The organism is Collimonas sp. (assembly GCF_035566375.1).
In the GTDB taxonomy this organism is placed as follows: Bacteria; Pseudomonadota; Gammaproteobacteria; order Burkholderiales; family Burkholderiaceae_D; genus Collimonas.
Window position 1 is genome coordinate 74,381 of the sequence record NZ_DATMRK010000035.1, and the last position, 15,422, is coordinate 89,802.

The 15,422-nt window shown below is 55.8% G+C and carries 19 protein-coding genes; 6 read left to right on the plus strand and 13 right to left on the minus strand.

The annotated features are described in order from the left end of the window. Nucleotides 1-27: 27 nt before the first annotated feature. The gene (locus VNZ60_RS10950; protein WP_325659007.1) at nt 28-2,814 is read right to left on the minus strand and encodes a UPF0182 family membrane protein; all 2,787 of its coding nucleotides are present in this window, start codon (nt 2,812-2,814) and stop codon (nt 28-30) included. Between the two features lie 430 nt (nt 2,815-3,244). Between VNZ60_RS10950 and VNZ60_RS10955 the strand changes: the two genes are divergently transcribed. From VNZ60_RS10955 to VNZ60_RS10965, 3 genes are all read left to right on the plus strand, one after another. Next, nucleotides 3,245-3,670, plus strand: coding sequence for an Rrf2 family transcriptional regulator (locus VNZ60_RS10955; RefSeq protein ID WP_325659009.1), 426 nt, complete (start codon nt 3,245-3,247; stop codon nt 3,668-3,670). A 66-nt stretch (nt 3,671-3,736) separates the two neighbouring features. Next, nucleotides 3,737-4,327: an NADPH-dependent F420 reductase gene (locus VNZ60_RS10960; protein WP_325659011.1), complete on the plus strand. Its 591-nt coding sequence runs from the start codon at nt 3,737-3,739 to the stop codon at nt 4,325-4,327. A gap of 38 nt (nt 4,328-4,365) precedes the next feature. After that, nucleotides 4,366-5,127, plus strand: a complete 762-nt coding sequence (locus VNZ60_RS10965; protein ID WP_325659013.1) for a glucose 1-dehydrogenase — start codon at nt 4,366-4,368, stop codon at nt 5,125-5,127. 323 nt (nt 5,128-5,450) lie between these two features. On the opposite strand, the gene VNZ60_RS10970 is transcribed toward VNZ60_RS10965, so the two are convergent. The 5 genes from VNZ60_RS10970 to VNZ60_RS10990 form a co-directional block, all read right to left on the minus strand. Beyond that, nucleotides 5,451-5,879, minus strand: coding sequence for a hypothetical protein (locus VNZ60_RS10970; RefSeq protein WP_325659015.1), 429 nt, complete (start codon nt 5,877-5,879; stop codon nt 5,451-5,453). Nucleotides 5,880-5,906: 27 nt separating this feature from the next. Further along, the gene (locus VNZ60_RS10975; RefSeq protein ID WP_325659017.1) at nt 5,907-6,608 is read right to left on the minus strand and encodes a hypothetical protein; all 702 of its coding nucleotides are present in this window, start codon (nt 6,606-6,608) and stop codon (nt 5,907-5,909) included. Nucleotides 6,609-6,725: 117 nt separating this feature from the next. Further along, entirely contained in the window at nt 6,726-7,265 is a 540-nt protein-coding gene (locus VNZ60_RS10980; RefSeq protein WP_325659018.1) for a hypothetical protein, read from the minus strand. A 31-nt stretch (nt 7,266-7,296) separates the two neighbouring features. Then, nucleotides 7,297-7,836, minus strand: coding sequence for a hypothetical protein (locus VNZ60_RS10985; RefSeq protein ID WP_325659020.1), 540 nt, complete (start codon nt 7,834-7,836; stop codon nt 7,297-7,299). Nucleotides 7,837-7,915: 79 nt separating this feature from the next. Beyond that, the gene (locus VNZ60_RS10990; RefSeq protein WP_325659022.1) at nt 7,916-8,248 is read right to left on the minus strand and encodes a helix-turn-helix domain-containing protein; all 333 of its coding nucleotides are present in this window, start codon (nt 8,246-8,248) and stop codon (nt 7,916-7,918) included. A gap of 145 nt (nt 8,249-8,393) precedes the next feature. Between VNZ60_RS10990 and VNZ60_RS10995 the strand changes: the two genes are divergently transcribed. Next, complete coding sequence (locus tag VNZ60_RS10995; RefSeq protein WP_325659024.1) at nt 8,394-9,176, plus strand: SDR family NAD(P)-dependent oxidoreductase; 783 nt, start codon at nt 8,394-8,396, stop codon at nt 9,174-9,176. A gap of 63 nt (nt 9,177-9,239) precedes the next feature. Here VNZ60_RS10995 and VNZ60_RS11000 read toward each other — a convergent pair whose 3' ends face one another. The 3 genes from VNZ60_RS11000 to VNZ60_RS11010 form a co-directional block, all read right to left on the minus strand. Beyond that, complete coding sequence (locus tag VNZ60_RS11000) at nt 9,240-9,893, minus strand: hypothetical protein (RefSeq protein WP_325659026.1); 654 nt, start codon at nt 9,891-9,893, stop codon at nt 9,240-9,242. Next, on the minus strand, nt 9,893-10,204 hold the full coding sequence (locus VNZ60_RS11005) for a hypothetical protein (RefSeq protein ID WP_325659028.1): 312 nt from the start codon (nt 10,202-10,204) through the stop codon (nt 9,893-9,895). Before VNZ60_RS11005 ends, VNZ60_RS11000 begins: the two co-directional genes overlap by 1 nt. Before the next feature lie 187 nt (nt 10,205-10,391). After that, on the minus strand, nt 10,392-10,676 hold the full coding sequence (locus tag VNZ60_RS11010) for an HU family DNA-binding protein (RefSeq protein ID WP_014004094.1): 285 nt from the start codon (nt 10,674-10,676) through the stop codon (nt 10,392-10,394). Nucleotides 10,677-10,856: 180 nt separating this feature from the next. Between VNZ60_RS11010 and VNZ60_RS11015 the strand changes: the two genes are divergently transcribed. Beyond that, nucleotides 10,857-11,480: a glutathione S-transferase family protein gene (locus VNZ60_RS11015; protein ID WP_325659035.1), complete on the plus strand. Its 624-nt coding sequence runs from the start codon at nt 10,857-10,859 to the stop codon at nt 11,478-11,480. 39 nt (nt 11,481-11,519) lie between these two features. On the opposite strand, the gene VNZ60_RS11020 is transcribed toward VNZ60_RS11015, so the two are convergent. The 4 genes from VNZ60_RS11020 to VNZ60_RS11035 all read right to left on the minus strand — a co-directional run bounded on the left by VNZ60_RS11020 (nt 11,520) and on the right by VNZ60_RS11035 (nt 14,395). Beyond that, nucleotides 11,520-12,179, minus strand: coding sequence for an NAD(P)H-binding protein (locus tag VNZ60_RS11020; RefSeq protein WP_325659037.1), 660 nt, complete (start codon nt 12,177-12,179; stop codon nt 11,520-11,522). Further along, nucleotides 12,176-12,601, minus strand: coding sequence for a hypothetical protein (locus VNZ60_RS11025; protein WP_325659039.1), 426 nt, complete (start codon nt 12,599-12,601; stop codon nt 12,176-12,178). The genes VNZ60_RS11020 and VNZ60_RS11025 overlap by 4 nt, the downstream gene beginning before the upstream one ends. Nucleotides 12,602-12,709: 108 nt before the next feature. Further along, complete coding sequence (locus VNZ60_RS11030) at nt 12,710-13,249, minus strand: hypothetical protein (RefSeq protein WP_325659041.1); 540 nt, start codon at nt 13,247-13,249, stop codon at nt 12,710-12,712. Nucleotides 13,250-13,420: 171 nt separating this feature from the next. Next, nucleotides 13,421-14,395, minus strand: a complete 975-nt coding sequence (locus VNZ60_RS11035; RefSeq protein WP_325659043.1) for an SDR family NAD(P)-dependent oxidoreductase — start codon at nt 14,393-14,395, stop codon at nt 13,421-13,423. Nucleotides 14,396-14,493: 98 nt separating this feature from the next. Between VNZ60_RS11035 and VNZ60_RS11040 the strand changes: the two genes are divergently transcribed. Next, the gene (locus VNZ60_RS11040; protein WP_325659045.1) at nt 14,494-15,405 is read left to right on the plus strand and encodes a LysR family transcriptional regulator; all 912 of its coding nucleotides are present in this window, start codon (nt 14,494-14,496) and stop codon (nt 15,403-15,405) included. The last annotated feature ends 17 nt before the right edge of the window (nt 15,406-15,422 follow it).

Genomic DNA, 15,422 nt, shown 5'->3' on the forward strand with positions numbered 1-15,422 from the left:
CAGACGCTCTTTTTAAATACACTCAGCTCACTTCTGATCCTCGGGACGACTGGCGCCGAGCGTCTCGAGCAACGGCCGGAGAGCATCGAGTTCCGAGCCGAAACCGCTCCAGTCTCCCGCCTTCAAGCGCTCGATGGCGCGCTCATAATGGGCGAGTGCCTCGCGCCCGGGCGCGCCCGCCGTGCCTCGCGGCGGCGACGCCAGCGGGGCGCTTTCCTTGAACAGCGCCGCCAAGGCTTCGCCCAAGGTCTCCTCCATCACCACCCGGTCGCCATAGGCGGCGATCACCCGCTTCAACTCGGGCAACTGACCGGACGCCGCGCGCAAGTAGAGCGGGGAGACGTAGAGGATCGAGTTCTCGATCGGCACCACCAGCAGATGGCCGCGGATGACGCGCGAGCCCATCTGGTTCCACAGCGAAATCTGCTGCGAGATCTCGGTATTCTGCTGGATGCGCGCCTCGATCTGGAACGGTCCGAAGACCAGCTTGTCCTTGGGGAAGGTGTAGACGATGAGCTTGCCGTACTCGGGCGGATCGCAACGCGCCGCCAGCCAGGCGATCATATTCTCGCGCTGGCTGGGCGCCATCGGCAGCATGAGGACGAACTCGGCGCGTGGCTCCCCAGGCAGCCGCATGATCATGTAGTAAGGCGTCATCGGCGTGCCGGGCGCATTGCCTCCACCCATGCCGCCATCGATGCCGCCCGATCCCCGCGGGAACTGCCAGAGATCCTCGCGATTGTAGAAGACTTCCGGTGCATCCATATGGTAGGCGCGGTAGAGTTGCGCCTGGATCAGGAACAGATCCTCGGGGTAACGGATATGCTGCTGCAGGTCTGGTGGCATCGCCTTCAAGGGCTTGAACAGACCCGGGAAGATGCGCTGGTAGGTCCGCAGGATCGGATCGGCAGGATCGCTGACATAGAAGTCGACCGTACCGTTATACGCATCGATCACCACCTTGACCGCGTTGCGGATGTAATTGGCGCCGTCGCCGACGCCGTTGCCAACACTCCGCTGGGCATAGGGGAACCAGCGGCTGGTGGTATAGGCGTCCTGCATCCAGAACAGGCGCCCTTCGCTGGCGACGATATAGGGGTCATGGTCGAGGCGGAGAAACGGCGCGATCATGTGTACCCGGTCCTGAATGTTACGGTGCAGCAGGATCCGGCTCTGGTCCGTGATGTAGCCGGTAAGCAGGATGTTGGGATCGTCGAACTGCCAGGCGAAGAGGGCGCGTCGCGCCAAGCTGCCGATGGCGACCCCGTCGCGCCCGCTGTAAGTGGTGTAGACGTTGTCTTTGCCCATGGGGTAGTCGAATTCGGGTACGCTGCCCTTGACGATGACGTAGCCATGACCGCCTCCACCGAAATAGAGGCGCGGTTGGTGGATGGCCGGGCCGCCGTTGGCGACGGGAGGAATATCCTGCAGATAGAGGGAAGGCAAGCCCTCAGTGGATTTCTCGGTGACCGGCGACATCACGACGCCGTAGCCGTGGGTGAACAGGAGATGCAGGTTGACCCAGGTCTGGGCGTTCGCCGGCAGCATCGCCGGCTCCAGTTCGCGCGCCGACAGCATCACCTGCCGGTAGCCGGCGTCAAGCCGGTAGCGGTCGATATCGACAGAGAGGAATTTATAGTAGGTCCTGATCTCCTGCAGCTGCGCGTAGGTATCCATCAACGGCTGCACATCCCACAGGCGGACGTTGTCGATGGTCGCGCGATTGGCCTGGAGCGAGGCGAGATTGAGCCCCTGTTCGGCCGGAAACGGCTTTACCGCGATCTGCCCCAGGCCGTAGGCCTGCCGCGTCAGCGCGATATTGTGCTCGATATAGGGTGCCTCCAGCTGTAGCTCGCTCGGCTTGACATACAAGCGTTGGAACAGCGCTGGGTAGATCAAGGCCAACACCAACGAGCCGCCCAACACCAGCAACGCCGAGGCGGCAGGAATGCGATAGCTCCGCCAGCGCATATTGGCCCAAGAGGCGACGGCCGCGGCAGTGGCAAGGCCGGCCAGCAGCCACAGGACCGGCAATTCGACATGGATATCGGTATAACCGGCGCCGACCACCACGCCGTTGTCACCGTAGAGCAGCAGAAAGCGGTCGAGCCAGTAAGACCAGGCCTTCAGCAAAAAGAATCCGCCGAGCAGTGCCGAACCATGCACGGCGGCGGCGGGCGAGAGCCCACGCGGCGATTGCCCGAGCGCGATGTCGCCGCGCACCCCGTAGACCACGCCGGCAACGATCGCGCTGCAGAAGAGCAGCTGCAGCAGCCAATTCTTGAGCGCAATATAGGCCGGCAGCGAGAAGAGATAGAAGCCAATGTCCTTGCCGAAGATCGGATCGCGCGCGCCAAAGGGCAACTGATAAAGGAAGCGCAGTGCCATGTCCCAGCGCGAAATTTCGAAGGCCGCGATAAGCAGCCCAAAGAGGACAGCGCCGCAAGCGATGCTGGAGCGCCAGGGAATGCGCGGCGTGGCCTGGCCGGTCAGCTCGCCTATTACCTCCAGCGCAGCCGACGAAAAGGCTGTTTCCGTTTGCCAGGCGCCGAGGCTCCTCGAATAACGATGCGCCAAGAACCCCGACAACCATATAACGCCCGCCGAGGCGGCGAACACCGCGACAAACAAGAGTGCCTGGGCGGAAAGGACCGTCCAGAAAACATCGACATAGCCGATCGAAGAAAACCACAGCCAGTCGACCAGGACGCCAGTGATGCGCCCGACGACGATCAGGCCGGCGACGACAATGACCACCGCAACCGTGATTGCATTGCGCCTCAAGCGCAAGCCGGATCTCACCTGCGAACGCATCGATCCTCCTTTGCCGGGCCGTCACCCATGGCGGGCGCACAGTCAGGTTATGACTTGCGCCAGATGAATGCCAGATAAATGATTGTAGTCCAGTAAACCAGGAGGCGGTATGGCTCGCCGCCAGACACTCCCTCAAGATCAGCTTGTGCGATGTTGCACCCGGCGCCCGGTTTGTTTGGCCGTCCTGCACGTTTCCCGATATGCTAAAAAATGCTCATCGCGTCGTTGTTCAGCAGCCGGCTGTGAACCGACAGTTCTTGCGATGAACGATGTCGTCAATCTGTTGCATCCACCGGTTGAATCCACTGCCGGTTGCAGACGTTTGACAGATTGTATGAATCTAAATTGAAGGCGGCTGCCAATTGCTTATAGCCTCTTCATGCTTTTTCTATGCTTGACTTATTCAATGGATACGATAATAATATCCGTTATGGCATCGGTAAATACTCAGTTTTCAATTGCGGTTCATGTGTTGGCGGCGATCGCCCACTATGAAACGTCTTTTACGTCCGAAGTTTTGGCCGGCAGCGTGAATGCGAACCCGATTTTTGTTAAGAGAATCCTGGCGAAGCTCTCAAAAGCGAAGTTGGTAAAAGCCACTGTCGGTAAAGCCGGCGGCTACGCGCTTACTAAAAATCCAAAAAGCATTTCGCTGTTAGATATTTCACATGCTGTAAACCCTCCAAGTGTTTTTGCCATCCACACCTATGAGAAAAAGGAATGGTGCGTAGTGAGCAATAATATTAAAGAGGTAATGGGCGAGGTTTTGGTAGGTACGGAGAAAGCTGTTGAAAATGATTTGAAGCAGACCACGCTGGCAGATGTTGTTTCAAAAATCAGGAGCAAATCTCGTTAGCGTTTTTTTTGATCTAAATAGATACTTTAATAGTATCTATAATATAAGCGAAAGGCAGCGAATTTTATGAGAATCGGATTTATCGGAGCGGGAAACGTAGCCCAAACATACGCTAAGTACTTTGTACGGTATGGGCACGAGGTTGTGCTTAGCAACAGCAGAGGGCCGGATTCGTTAAACGAACTCGTGCGTGGTATCGGCTCGAATGCCAAAACAGGCACTGTCCAGGAAGCAGCGATGCAAGATATCGTGATCTTATGTGTCCGGTGGGAGCAGGCAAAGCAGGCGCTCGCCGAGGTTTCGGATTGGGGTGGGCGGATCCTTGTCGACGCGACAAATCGACCTCCCAATGAGGACGCCGAGGGCAAGACTTCGAGCGAGATCATCGCAAGTTATGCGCCTGGGGCTGGAGTCATCAAGGCGCTCAATACGCTCGTCATGAATTGGATGCCAGCCCCCTCAGAGAACGACCGCAAATTTGTCCTGTTTATGTCGGGCGACGATAAAGCCGCGAAGCAGAAACTAGCGCGCATTCTCGACGAAGCCGGCTTTGCCCCGGTGGATCTTGGGGGGCTGATTGAGTCTGGAAGACTCCAGGAATTCGGCGCCCCCTTAAGCGGACTTCACATGGATCTGATCAAACAAATGAATTCCTGAATCCAACGCAAAACGACTAACGTTTAAAGGATAAGACAATGAACAGCAGTGCAAATAAATTAGCAGGAAAAATCGCGGTCATCACAGGCGGTAATAGCGGCATCGGCCTGGCCACAGCCAAGCGCTTTGTAGAAGAAGGTGCGCATGTCGTGATCACTGGGCGAAGACAGAAAGAGCTGGCTGAGGCCGCAGCTTTCATCGGAAAAAACGTGATTACGGTCGAAAGCGACGTCTCGAACCTAAACGATCTCGACCGTCTCTATGCCGTTGTGAAAGAGAAGCATGGTCATATTGACATTCTTTTTGCGAACGCAGGTGGGGGGACAATCGCGCCGCTTGCAACGGCGACCGAGTCTCATTTCGACAAGATCTTCGATGTCAACGTAAAGGGATTATTCTTTACCGTGCAAAAAGCGCTTCCCCTTTTCAAAGATGGCGGCTCGATCATCCTAACCTCTTCGAACGCAAACGTGCTGGGAGTGCCAGCCTTCACCGCCTACGCTGCTAGCAAGGCAGCCGTACGCAGCTTTGCGCGCGGCTGGACGATGGAGCTAAAGGATCGCAAGATTCGTGTGAATTCGATGAGTCCTGGCCCAATCGAAACTCAGGCTTTGGAGAAGGCGGGCCTCACCGCTGAACAGGCAGAACAGGCGGCAGCTCAGTTCGCTTCGCAAGTTCCGCTGGGCCGCAGAGGCACGCCCGAGGAAATCGCTAGCGTTGTCGCATTCCTTGCTTCCGATGAAAGTTCATATATCACCGGGGTGGATCTCGCCGTCGACGGGGGTATGGCGCAGGTCTAACATCAAAATGTCTTCCCCTCATGACAGGGGCTCAATGGGCGCCTAAGACATAAGTCTGCTGATTCGCTGTAGAGCAGAATTCTATGAATCCAAAAAAAAATGGCGGATGATTCCACGAACGTCCGCCATTTGTTATTCACACATTCATCTAACAAACGTTTTTGAGCGTTAGTCATGCATTAGCTTCTAATCTTCCAGGTCTTGAAGGACCGCTTCCGGCCGGATTCAGTCATTCGCGAAAGACTAAATTCGACCCTTTGCTGTCCTTCATATTTCCCGACGGCGGACATTCACATGGCCGCCAAATCAAATGAAGGAAACTGTCAATGATCTGCTTCGTTTCGTTCGATTCTAGGGAAGGGAGTATTCCAAGTCGTTTCCACGAAATTCAATTGTATTGAATCGCTGTCAAATAAATCATCAAGTTGCCAATTCCAACTTTCTAACTCATTGTCCGCCATGACGAAACAGCGCGCATGATTCAGTGGAACATTGGCAAGCATGAAATCAAATCCCCCATCTGGCGGATGGGATAACCGAACTTTTTCCCGCGCTTTGGATAGGACATCAAAACCAATCCGATAACCGACTGGTATTTCGTAGCGACCATTCAGGGTTGCCAAGGTCTCAATTTCCGAAATTGTGTCATTGGCTGTAGCCGAAGCAAGGTTATATGTGAACTTTAGGCGGTCGCCCGGTTTGATTGTTTTGATCCAATAATCCACCTTTTGATTGCTTCCGCGCTTAACCATTACTCATCATGGGCGGTGCCGTTAGCGCTAATGGACTGAGCTGAATTGAAATTGACGGGGAACGCCAAGTGGGTCTTCAACGGAGAGCGTGGCGGTCGCGCCGCTCTCGACAATGGTGATTTTTGGGACGGGTTGCTTGTACCAATTGATCCAGTTTGTTACGCTCTGCGACACCCCGGGCCAATTCACATCAACAAGATTGCGTTCAAGTAAGCGATCCCCAAATTTGTTAAAGACGACAAGTTGATAGGGATTCCAAAGCATGATGTTTGAAATACCGACGACATATTTTGAATCGGGAGAAATCCAGATTTGCGTGAGCGCTGGCACGGGACGATGGAACAATTCTGCGCCTGACGCTTTGTCGCGTAACTGCAAGTAAGAGTAAACGTTTTCAACGGTAAAAGGATCTTTCGTGGTCGAAATCATCTTCCACCGCGCATCGTGAGTCTGCCAACTCCAGTCGTGGTGATGCTCGGCACGCACGGTATCGGTCTCTGCTGATAGGTCGACTACTTTGTCGTACCCGGAAAAATCGGCATGCACCAGCGGACTTGCAATCAACATCAACGCCATTGCTGCCCGTGAGATCTTCGCATGCAAAGTGTTTTTTTTATTTTTCAAATAGACCTCGAGTAAATATTTAACGAGTAATTGAGCTGAGGCGAAGTGCCAATATCGGCGTTCGAGTTCAGTCGCTGGCAGGGCATTCTGTACCCAGTTTTTCATCCTGACAATGCTTACTCCCGCGAACTGGCTGACCGCTTTGGGAGAAATTCTTGAAGGTCCGGTTGTGGCCGATAGCGGGCTATTGACCCAATTCAGATATTCACGTCTTTCACACTCCTAATCTGATCCCTTGATTCGAGGAGGCATGAAGTAGCACTTTTGCTTCAGATCTAAAAAATTGAGCAGAGCAGTTCGGGTAGTGGTTGGGATTCTCCAAAATTTGGAAGGTGGGTAACTATCAAGGCTAATCCGCTGTTCACTTGTTTCCCATTCAAATACTACGTAGGGAATATCGCCATCCACCATTTCTGCTGTTCGAACTGACACGACCGGTTGCCCGTACCGCTTAAGCAGCAACCTCAGTTGATCTTCATATTCGGCGTAGGCATCTATACCGATGACAACCGATACGGTCTTCCCCTTGCAGAGAGTAAAACCGCCGTCCAGAAAATGCTTCGAACGATCTTTGTATGCTGCGCGATAATTAAATCCATCTTCCGCTATTTCGATGTTGTATCCGCTAGCCTCCAGATCATTGGAAATAGCTGTCTTGTCTAATCCCAATAAGTTTTGAGGGAATACTGCTGCGTGCGCAGGAGTGTTCGCAATGAAGAGTGCAGAGAGTGAAAATGCGAGAGCGGATTTGAATGTAAACATGACAGATCTTTCTTTTTTCGCTTAGAAGGCGTTAAATTTTCTTCCGCCCAATGTAAGCGAGGACCGCGCCTAAGCCGTCGAGATTCGATGTGCGACGCATCACTGCTTCAACCGGACACCAGGGATACGGAAGAACCGAAACCCAGTTCATCACTTCATCGCAGTGGTCCGATGGCGGCGATTGCATTACTTCGATGGTAATCGACAAGCGCTCGGCCAAAAAAGAATCTTCCGCAAAATGCCAGTCGTAACTGCCGCACCCAACGCGCACTGCACCGCTTCCCTTCTCTGTCATGGCAACCATCCAGTCGCACGTAAACCTAGCCTGCTTATCTTCTGGCGGCGGCGACAAGCACAGGGTATAGACGTTCTCGTAGGTTTGACCGAAGCGGCGCACCAGGACTTCCGCGATGGCGTCGCGCCCGTTCGCGATGGGAGGAAACGAAATAGTGCCTGTGTTAACCACCATTTCCAGTACTGCCTGATCGGTGAAGGCATGTGACATCAAGTGCGGTCGATTGCCATCTTTGGCCTGTAAGTAAGCAAAGATCGAGGCGGCTGGTGTTTGCATTCAGATTATCTTTCATGGCAGGTACTTCTATTATTTCAGCGGTAACCCCGAAATTTTTTGCTTTACCCGTGCAGTGCAATTAGTTCGATTGTTCGGCAAGAATAGCTTGGATTGCCGCCGCCATTTTTACCAAAGTCGGATAGTCCGCCTTGTTAGTCGTCCGCAATAAGAAATCTCGTAATCCTTCTGCCGTCGGTTGCTCATCGAAGTCAAAAAAATTGACTAGTTCAACGCCAAGCTCATGACGAATCTTGTCTAGCGTTTCCATTGATGGGTAGTGCGCGCCGCGTTCAAGGCGACTGAGCGAACTTGTGTCTATGCCGATTCGTCCTGCCAACTCTTCCTGCGAAAATCCTTTGCGTTTACGCAGCATCTGCACCCGCTCACCTACTAGCCGTCGAACATCTTCCATGTATTCCTCCTAAGCTGATTTTTTCTAGTAAATCAACGTTGGAGGTTCTTTATAAGAACTTACTACGCACTTATTTACAAAATAAGTGCGTATAGAGTATATTTTGCCAATTATTAAGCCCGATTGTTCTAGGAGTCTATCCAACATGAATCCACTCAACGCTTACTTCCCCCTCAAAAACAAAGTGGCCGTAATCACCGGCGCAGCGCGCGGCATGGCTTTGCACATTGCCGGTGCGCTGTCCGCCGCCGACGCCCGGCTGGCGATTCTAGACGTGCGCGTGCAGGAAGGACGCGCCGTCGCCAGGATGCTTGGCGGCGCTAAGGATCGCGCCCGCTTCTGGCAACTCGATGTCAGCGACAACAACGCGGCGCAGCGGACGATGGCGGCGGCAGAGGCGTATTTCGGCCGCATCGATATCCTGATCAACAGCGCCGGCATCGACGCCGATAATTCGTCTGCACAGGGTCTATCGATAAAACAATGGGAAAAGGCGATGCAGGCCAATGTCCACGGCAGCATTCTGTGCAGCAAACATGTGATAGCGGCAATGGCGAAGGCCGGCGGCGGCTCCATCGTCAATGTGCTGTCGCTGTGCGGCATGGACGGTGAGCAGCAAGAAGCTGCCGATCATGTGGCAAAGGCAGCGCTGCGGATGGCGAACATGAATGCGATCCGCTATGCCGCGCACAACATTCGCGTCAATTCGATTTATCCCGGCATGGTGCGGCCGCCTGCATTGGCGGCGGCCAAACGCAAGCAGGGCGACCTGACGCAGGCGCTGACCGACACCGCCGAATTGCGGATGCTGACGAACCGAGGTTCGGCCACCGATGTAGCGGCAGGGATTTTGTATCTGGTGTCGGACGCGAGCCGCTTTGTCAGCGGCAGCGAGTTGGTGATTGATGCGGGATATGGCGGGCGGTGATGTGGTACCGACAGATACGATAACGCTGTTGTTATCTGTATCCATCAACGCAGAAAACGGCAGTTAAGCAGCTCCCTCGAAGGGATCAACGATCACGAACTGGGGCCGGAAATACCCGATGATGCTATTGGCGTTGCGGACTGCGATTTGCGTATGTGAATATTCCCGGAATGCCGACGTTTCTGCGATGCAGTCACCCTGTAAAAACGAGCTGCGAACCGTATCGACAGGGGGCATGCCGTGCTTCTCACGCAGAGTGTGCAAATAATTGACCGCGGCACGATCCAGATTACGTATGAGTATGACTTTGTCGCCCGCGTCCGCCGGTTTGTTTCTTGGCAGCGCTCTGTTTTGCTGGCCAAAAATGAACTTCATGACATCGACGGCCCACTTGAGTTGTTTGATGCCCTGCTGGTGAGTCAGATCCAGACACGCTCCGGGATCGATGATTGCGCCGAGCACAAATGGTTTGTGGATGGGTTTGCTGGTGTATTTCTTGTGTGGGTTCTGCTGAGACGTTACGGCAAAATGCATGGCGCGATCGGGATCGTTTTCGAAGAAATAAATGCCGTCGCCTAGCCAATCGTAGGGATTCGTACTCGGCTCCAGATGGCTCAATCGGCCGCTTAGAATTGCTTCGCCTACTGCTTCATCACAGCCGTGAAAACCCAGCAGAAATGGCCGAAGATGGCGATTTTCTGCAAACGACGTAAACATCAACGGTAGGACTTCGATAATTTACCTGACCGGGTGACGATGCCGGCTTTGCGAGCTAGTTGTTCACCCAGCGCGGGATCGCGCCTGATGCGCTCGAAGATGGAGGCAAGCTCATCTTCCACGAAGGTTACGACATTGGGCGCGACGGGCTTTGCCGAGACATTTCGCATCGGTGCGATGCCGCCGGCAACCAGCACATAAACTACGTCGGGGGGAGCACCTGCGTTTGTTGCGCGCACCGCCTTTTTTTTAGCCGATCGCTTGACCGCAGCGGGTTTAACGGGGGTAACAATGGATTTCCGGGCAGGCATGGTGGCGTCCTTAGTGGCGACATCGACGATCGATTATAGATCCATCGTGCTTGCTGCTCCACGCCTACAACGATTTATAGGTGGATTGCTAAAGCCGGCCTGCTGAAAGAAGAGGGGCGTCGGTGATAAAAAATCGGAACGAAAAAAAAGCCCCTTGAATTTCTTCAAGGGGCTTTTTTTCATTACATCATTTCTTCTTTTTGTTCACTGCATCTTTGAATGCTTTACCAGCTGTGAACTTGACGGTCTTGGCGGCTGCAATCTTGATTGCTTCGCCGGTACGTGGGTTGCGACCGGTGCGTGCAGCGCGTTTGCCGGAAGAGAACGAACCAAATCCAATCAACTGAACAGTACTACCTTTAGTCACGGCCTTGATCACGTTGTCTACGACGGATTCCAAAGCGCGCTGTGCAGCGGCTTTCGAGATTTCGCAATCGGTGGCAATGGCGTCGATCAATTCGGTTTTGTTCATTTCGTTAAATCCTCAAAAAAAAAGTGGTGAGTTGCAAATTCTAGCACCGTATTTGCTTTGAAACGGCGATGTAGACTACCGCAAACGCGGGTTTCAGACAAATTGCTTTTAAAATTTCGTTTGCTGGCGGACGTATCTGTAGCACAGAAATTCGGTTTTGCGACAAAAATGAGGACTCTTATGCTGAAAATATTGGGTAAGGCATCATCGATCAACGTCCGTAAGGTGCTGTGGACCTGCGACGAACTGGGCCTGCCGTTCGAACAGGAAGACTGGGGCAGCGGCTTTCGCGCTACCGATACGGCGGATTTTCTGGCCTTGAATCCGAATGCGATGGTGCCGGTAATCCGCGATGGCGATTTCGTGCTGTGGGAATCCAACGCCATCATCCGTTACCTGGCCGCAGCCTACGGCGACGGCGCGCTGCTGCCGGCGGCGCCGCGCCAGCGCGCTAAAGTCGAGCAGTGGATGGACTGGCAGGCGACCGAGCTGAACAATTCATGGCGCTATGCTTTCCTGGCGCTGGTGCGCAAGAACCCGGCCTATGCTGACCAGGCTGCGCTGGCGGCCTCGGTGGCGAGCTGGTCGCAGCACATCGCTATCCTGGAGCGGCAACTGGCTAGCACCGGTGCCTATATTTTAGGCGACACCTTTTCGCTGGCGGATGTGCCGCTCGGCTTGTCGGTGAATCGCTGGCTGATGACGCCTTTGCCGCATCCGGAATATCCGGCGCTGGCGGCCTATTTTGAACGGCTGAGCCAGCGGCCGGCTTTTCTGCGGCATGGCCGCAACGGTTTGCCTTGATTACTTTGATGACTTTGATGATTTAGCGGGCGCTAAATCCTAGACCGCGTTGATGTCTGCCGCCTCAAGCACCGGCTTGGGGCCGCCTTGGCGCGCCAGTTTGATCATCGCGCGCCCCATCTGTTCGGTGGTGGTGATGTGCCTGGGGAAGAGACGCCTGAGCAGCGGCAGCAAGGGCGCGCTAAGCTGATAGAACAGGCGGTATGACCTGGTCTTGGAGCGCACGCCGTGCAGCGGCTGGATGACGCCGGGGCGGAACATGAAGGCGGCTTTGATCGGCAGGCGCAGCAAGGCATTCTCGGTGCGGCCCTTGACCCTGGCCCACATGCTGCCGCCGCTCTCGCTGGAATCGGTGCCGGCGCCGGAAACGTAGATGAAGGTGAGGCCGGGATTGTGCGCCGCCAGCGTGTTGGCGATGCTCAGCGTGAGGTCGTAGGTGAGTTCGGTGTAACGTGCTTCCGACATGCCGGCCGCGGATACGCCGAGGCAGAAGAAACAGGCGTCGTAACCTTGCAAGGCTTCGGCCTGATCGGCGATCCGGGCCAGGTCGGGGACGACCAGCTGGTGCAACTTGCCGGAGGCGTTTGCGATTGCGCTGCGGCCCACGGCCAGCACGGTTTCAACGCCGGCGTCGCGCTGGCACTCGCGCAGCACGCCTTGTCCGACCATGCCGCTGGCGCCAAACAGGATTACTTTCATTGCGGATTCCGATCTTGTTGTACTGCCACAACAGGCGTTGAATTCGTTGGCGGCAGGCGGCCGGGCTCGGTGACACAACCCGAAAAATCGGCATTGGGCAAAGCCACCGGACCATACCACTCATAGACGCCGATAAAGCCGCCGGTGCGCAAGATCCAGACGCGCTTCTTGTCCTTGTTGATGAACGCTTGGTGGTTGTAGCCGTCGCTGACTTTGCCGTGCTTGTTTGGCAGGTTGATCGTGAGCAGGGGCTTGTTTTGCGGTTCGGCCGGGGTCGATACGCGCGGCAGGAATTGGGTAAAGCCAGAAAAGGAAATGCCGTACTGGTCGATCAAGGCGTCAGCTACTGCGCAGGCGGCCTGGGCGGGCACGGTTATGCTGGCGGCGCTGACGGCGATGGCGAAAATGAGTGTACGAAGCATGTTTGCATTCCTTCAAATTTCGCCGATCCGACAGAAGATGCAGCGGCGATACAGCGACCGGACATCTTTGCCAGGCCGCGGTACCAGGCCACGATACTACAGCAGCAATCAGAAATGCCGTTCGACTACCGCGTTGAATGCCTCTTCGGCGGAACTGCCTTTGAGCATCAGCTCGGTAATTTCTGCCGTATGTTCGCCTATGCCGTCGGGCAGCGTCTGGCGGTTATTGCGGAAATATTCGTATCTGGCGGCATCGATCAAGTCCTTGGCTTTCATCGCTACCGTGCCGCCGCGAGTACCGCCGCTACGGCTGACCACGCGGCCGCCGGCGGAGCTGCGGGTGGCTGTAGGTGATCTGAAACCGCCGGCGGCGATGGCTGCCTTGATTTGTTCCAAGGTGAATACCGGGGTGGCGTTAGGGCCGGTGAATTCGTCTTCCTTGGGATGCAGCAGATGGTTGTTGCTATCAAATGCCATTTTCTTATCGGCACTGTTGGTGAGCTGATAATACGGGCGCGGCCCCGGGCTGGTCAGGCCGAATTGCACGCGGTCGCCGTACACTTCCATCTTGCCCATGACATCTTTCAGATATGCAGTTGTCAGGGAATCCATCTTGCCGGTCCAGCGTTTGGTTCTTGTCGTGTTCAAAATGCGTTACTTCCAATAATGATGGCTGCTTCCGCCCGCCGCCTCCTGGGAGACGGCGCGAATTTTGCGATAGCTGCGGCGGCAGCCGTTGTGAATCAAGTGCAGTACGCATTATCTCCCGACACGATTTGCCAGAACTAGGTTACATAAAAATATATTGTTGCTAGTCGGTCACGCTTTCAGGCAGGCCATGCCGATCAGCGTGGCTTTTACTGCATCGTCCAGTGCTGTGTGCGGCTCGCTGCCAAGCAGCTGCAGCAGGCGCTGGTTATCCAGGCGCAAGGGCTGGCGCCATAGATAGCTGACCTCGCGCAGTTCGTGAAAAACCGGCACAAAGGGCGCGGCCAGCGGCAACAGCCACCAGGGAAATTTTCTTACCTTCAAGTCTGCCTGCCCGCTCGCACGGCCGATTGCGGCGACCATTTGCGTGCCATCCGCGTCCCAGTGGCCGTTCATGTGGAAGGTATCGAAAGCGGCCAGCGCGTCTTCGCGTTCGATCAATTGCATCATGGTCTCGGCGACGTCGGGCAGATAGGCCCACTGGTGGCCGAGGCCGCGTTGGCCCGGATAAGTTACCGAAGTCACCGGCCGGCCGGGCTTGAGCAGGCCTTGCCCAAACCAGGAATTGGCCATGTGCGGTCCGAAAAAATCGCCGGCGCGCACTACCAGGGCCCGTACTCCGCTTTGGGCGGCGTCGCGCAGCCGGCGCTCCAGTTGCACCCGGATCGCGCCCTTGCGCGTGGCGGGGTTTTGCGGGGAGGTCTCGCTCAGGTCTGGAAAGGCGTCGGCGCCGTAGTTGTAGACCGTGCCGGGCAAGACGATGCGAGCGCCAGAAGCCCGCGCCGCCGCAATGCTGTTCTCTATCATCGGCAGCACCAGTTGCGCCCAGTTGCGGTAGGCCGGCGGATTGACGGCGTGCACAATGACCGACGCCCCTTCTGCGGCGGCAATCACGTCTTGCTGCTGCATGGCGTCACCCTGAATCCATGCGATGCCGCTGCGGTCTTGCGCCATCATCTGGTCGGCGCGCCGGTGCAGCGCCCGCACCTGCCAGCCGCGCTGCATCAATGTCTTTGCCATGGCGTTGCCGATGCCGCCGGTGGCGCCGAGTACCAATGCTATTTGCTGTTTTTGCTGTTGTTTCATGAGATGCACCCCTTGAAAAATGTTGTAGGAGTCCAGCGTAACAGCGCCACTCTTAGTTTAAAATTGGCGATCTCGACATAGCCGCTATACATATTTGTATGACTACCCAAGAACCTGGCTGGGATCTGTACCGAGCTTTCCTGGCCGTGCTGGAAGAAGGCTCCTTGTCCGGCGGCGCCCGCAGCCTGGGGCTGACCCAGCCCACCGTCGGCCGCCAGATCGAAGCGCTGGAGCGAGCGCTGGGCGTAAAACTGTTCACCCGCTCGCAAACCGGGCTGGCGGCGACCGATACCGCGCTCACCTTGCGGCCGTTTGCCGAAAACCTGCGCGCCAGCGCCAACGCCCTGCGCCGCGCCTCGACCGACGCCAGCGCCAGCAGCCACGGCACGGTGCGGATTACGGCTTCGGATGTGGTCGGCGTCGAGGTCTTGCCGTCTATCCTGACAACGTTGCGCGAGCAGCATCCCGCCATCAAGATCGAATTGGTGTTGTCGAACCGCAACCAGGATCTGTTGCAACGCGACGCCGATATTGCGGTGCGCATGGCGCAACCCAGCCAGGCCGCTTTGATTGCGCGCCGGGTCGGCGCGATTCCGCTCGGCTTGTTTGTGCACCGGCGTTATGTGGAACTGTGCGGCATGCCGGCCAGCATCGCCGATCTGAAAAACCATGTCTTGATCGGCTTCGACCAGGAAACCAATTACATCCGCAACATGCTGAAGGGCGGGCTGCCGCTGACACGCGCCATGTTTTCATTGTGCACCGACAACCAGCTGGCGCAACTGGCGGCGATCCGCGCCGGTTACGGCGTCGGCATGTGCCAGACGGCGCTGGCCAAACCCAACCCGGATCTATTGCCGGTGCTGCCGGCCGCCGTCAAGAGTGAATTAGAAACCTGGATCGTGATGCATGAAGATTTGCGTTCCAGCGAGCGTTGCCGGATAGTCTTTGATGCGCTGGCGAGCGGCGTTTCTGCCTATATTTCTCGCTATATTTCGGAAGACAGTTGATGTATCCAAACAGGCCG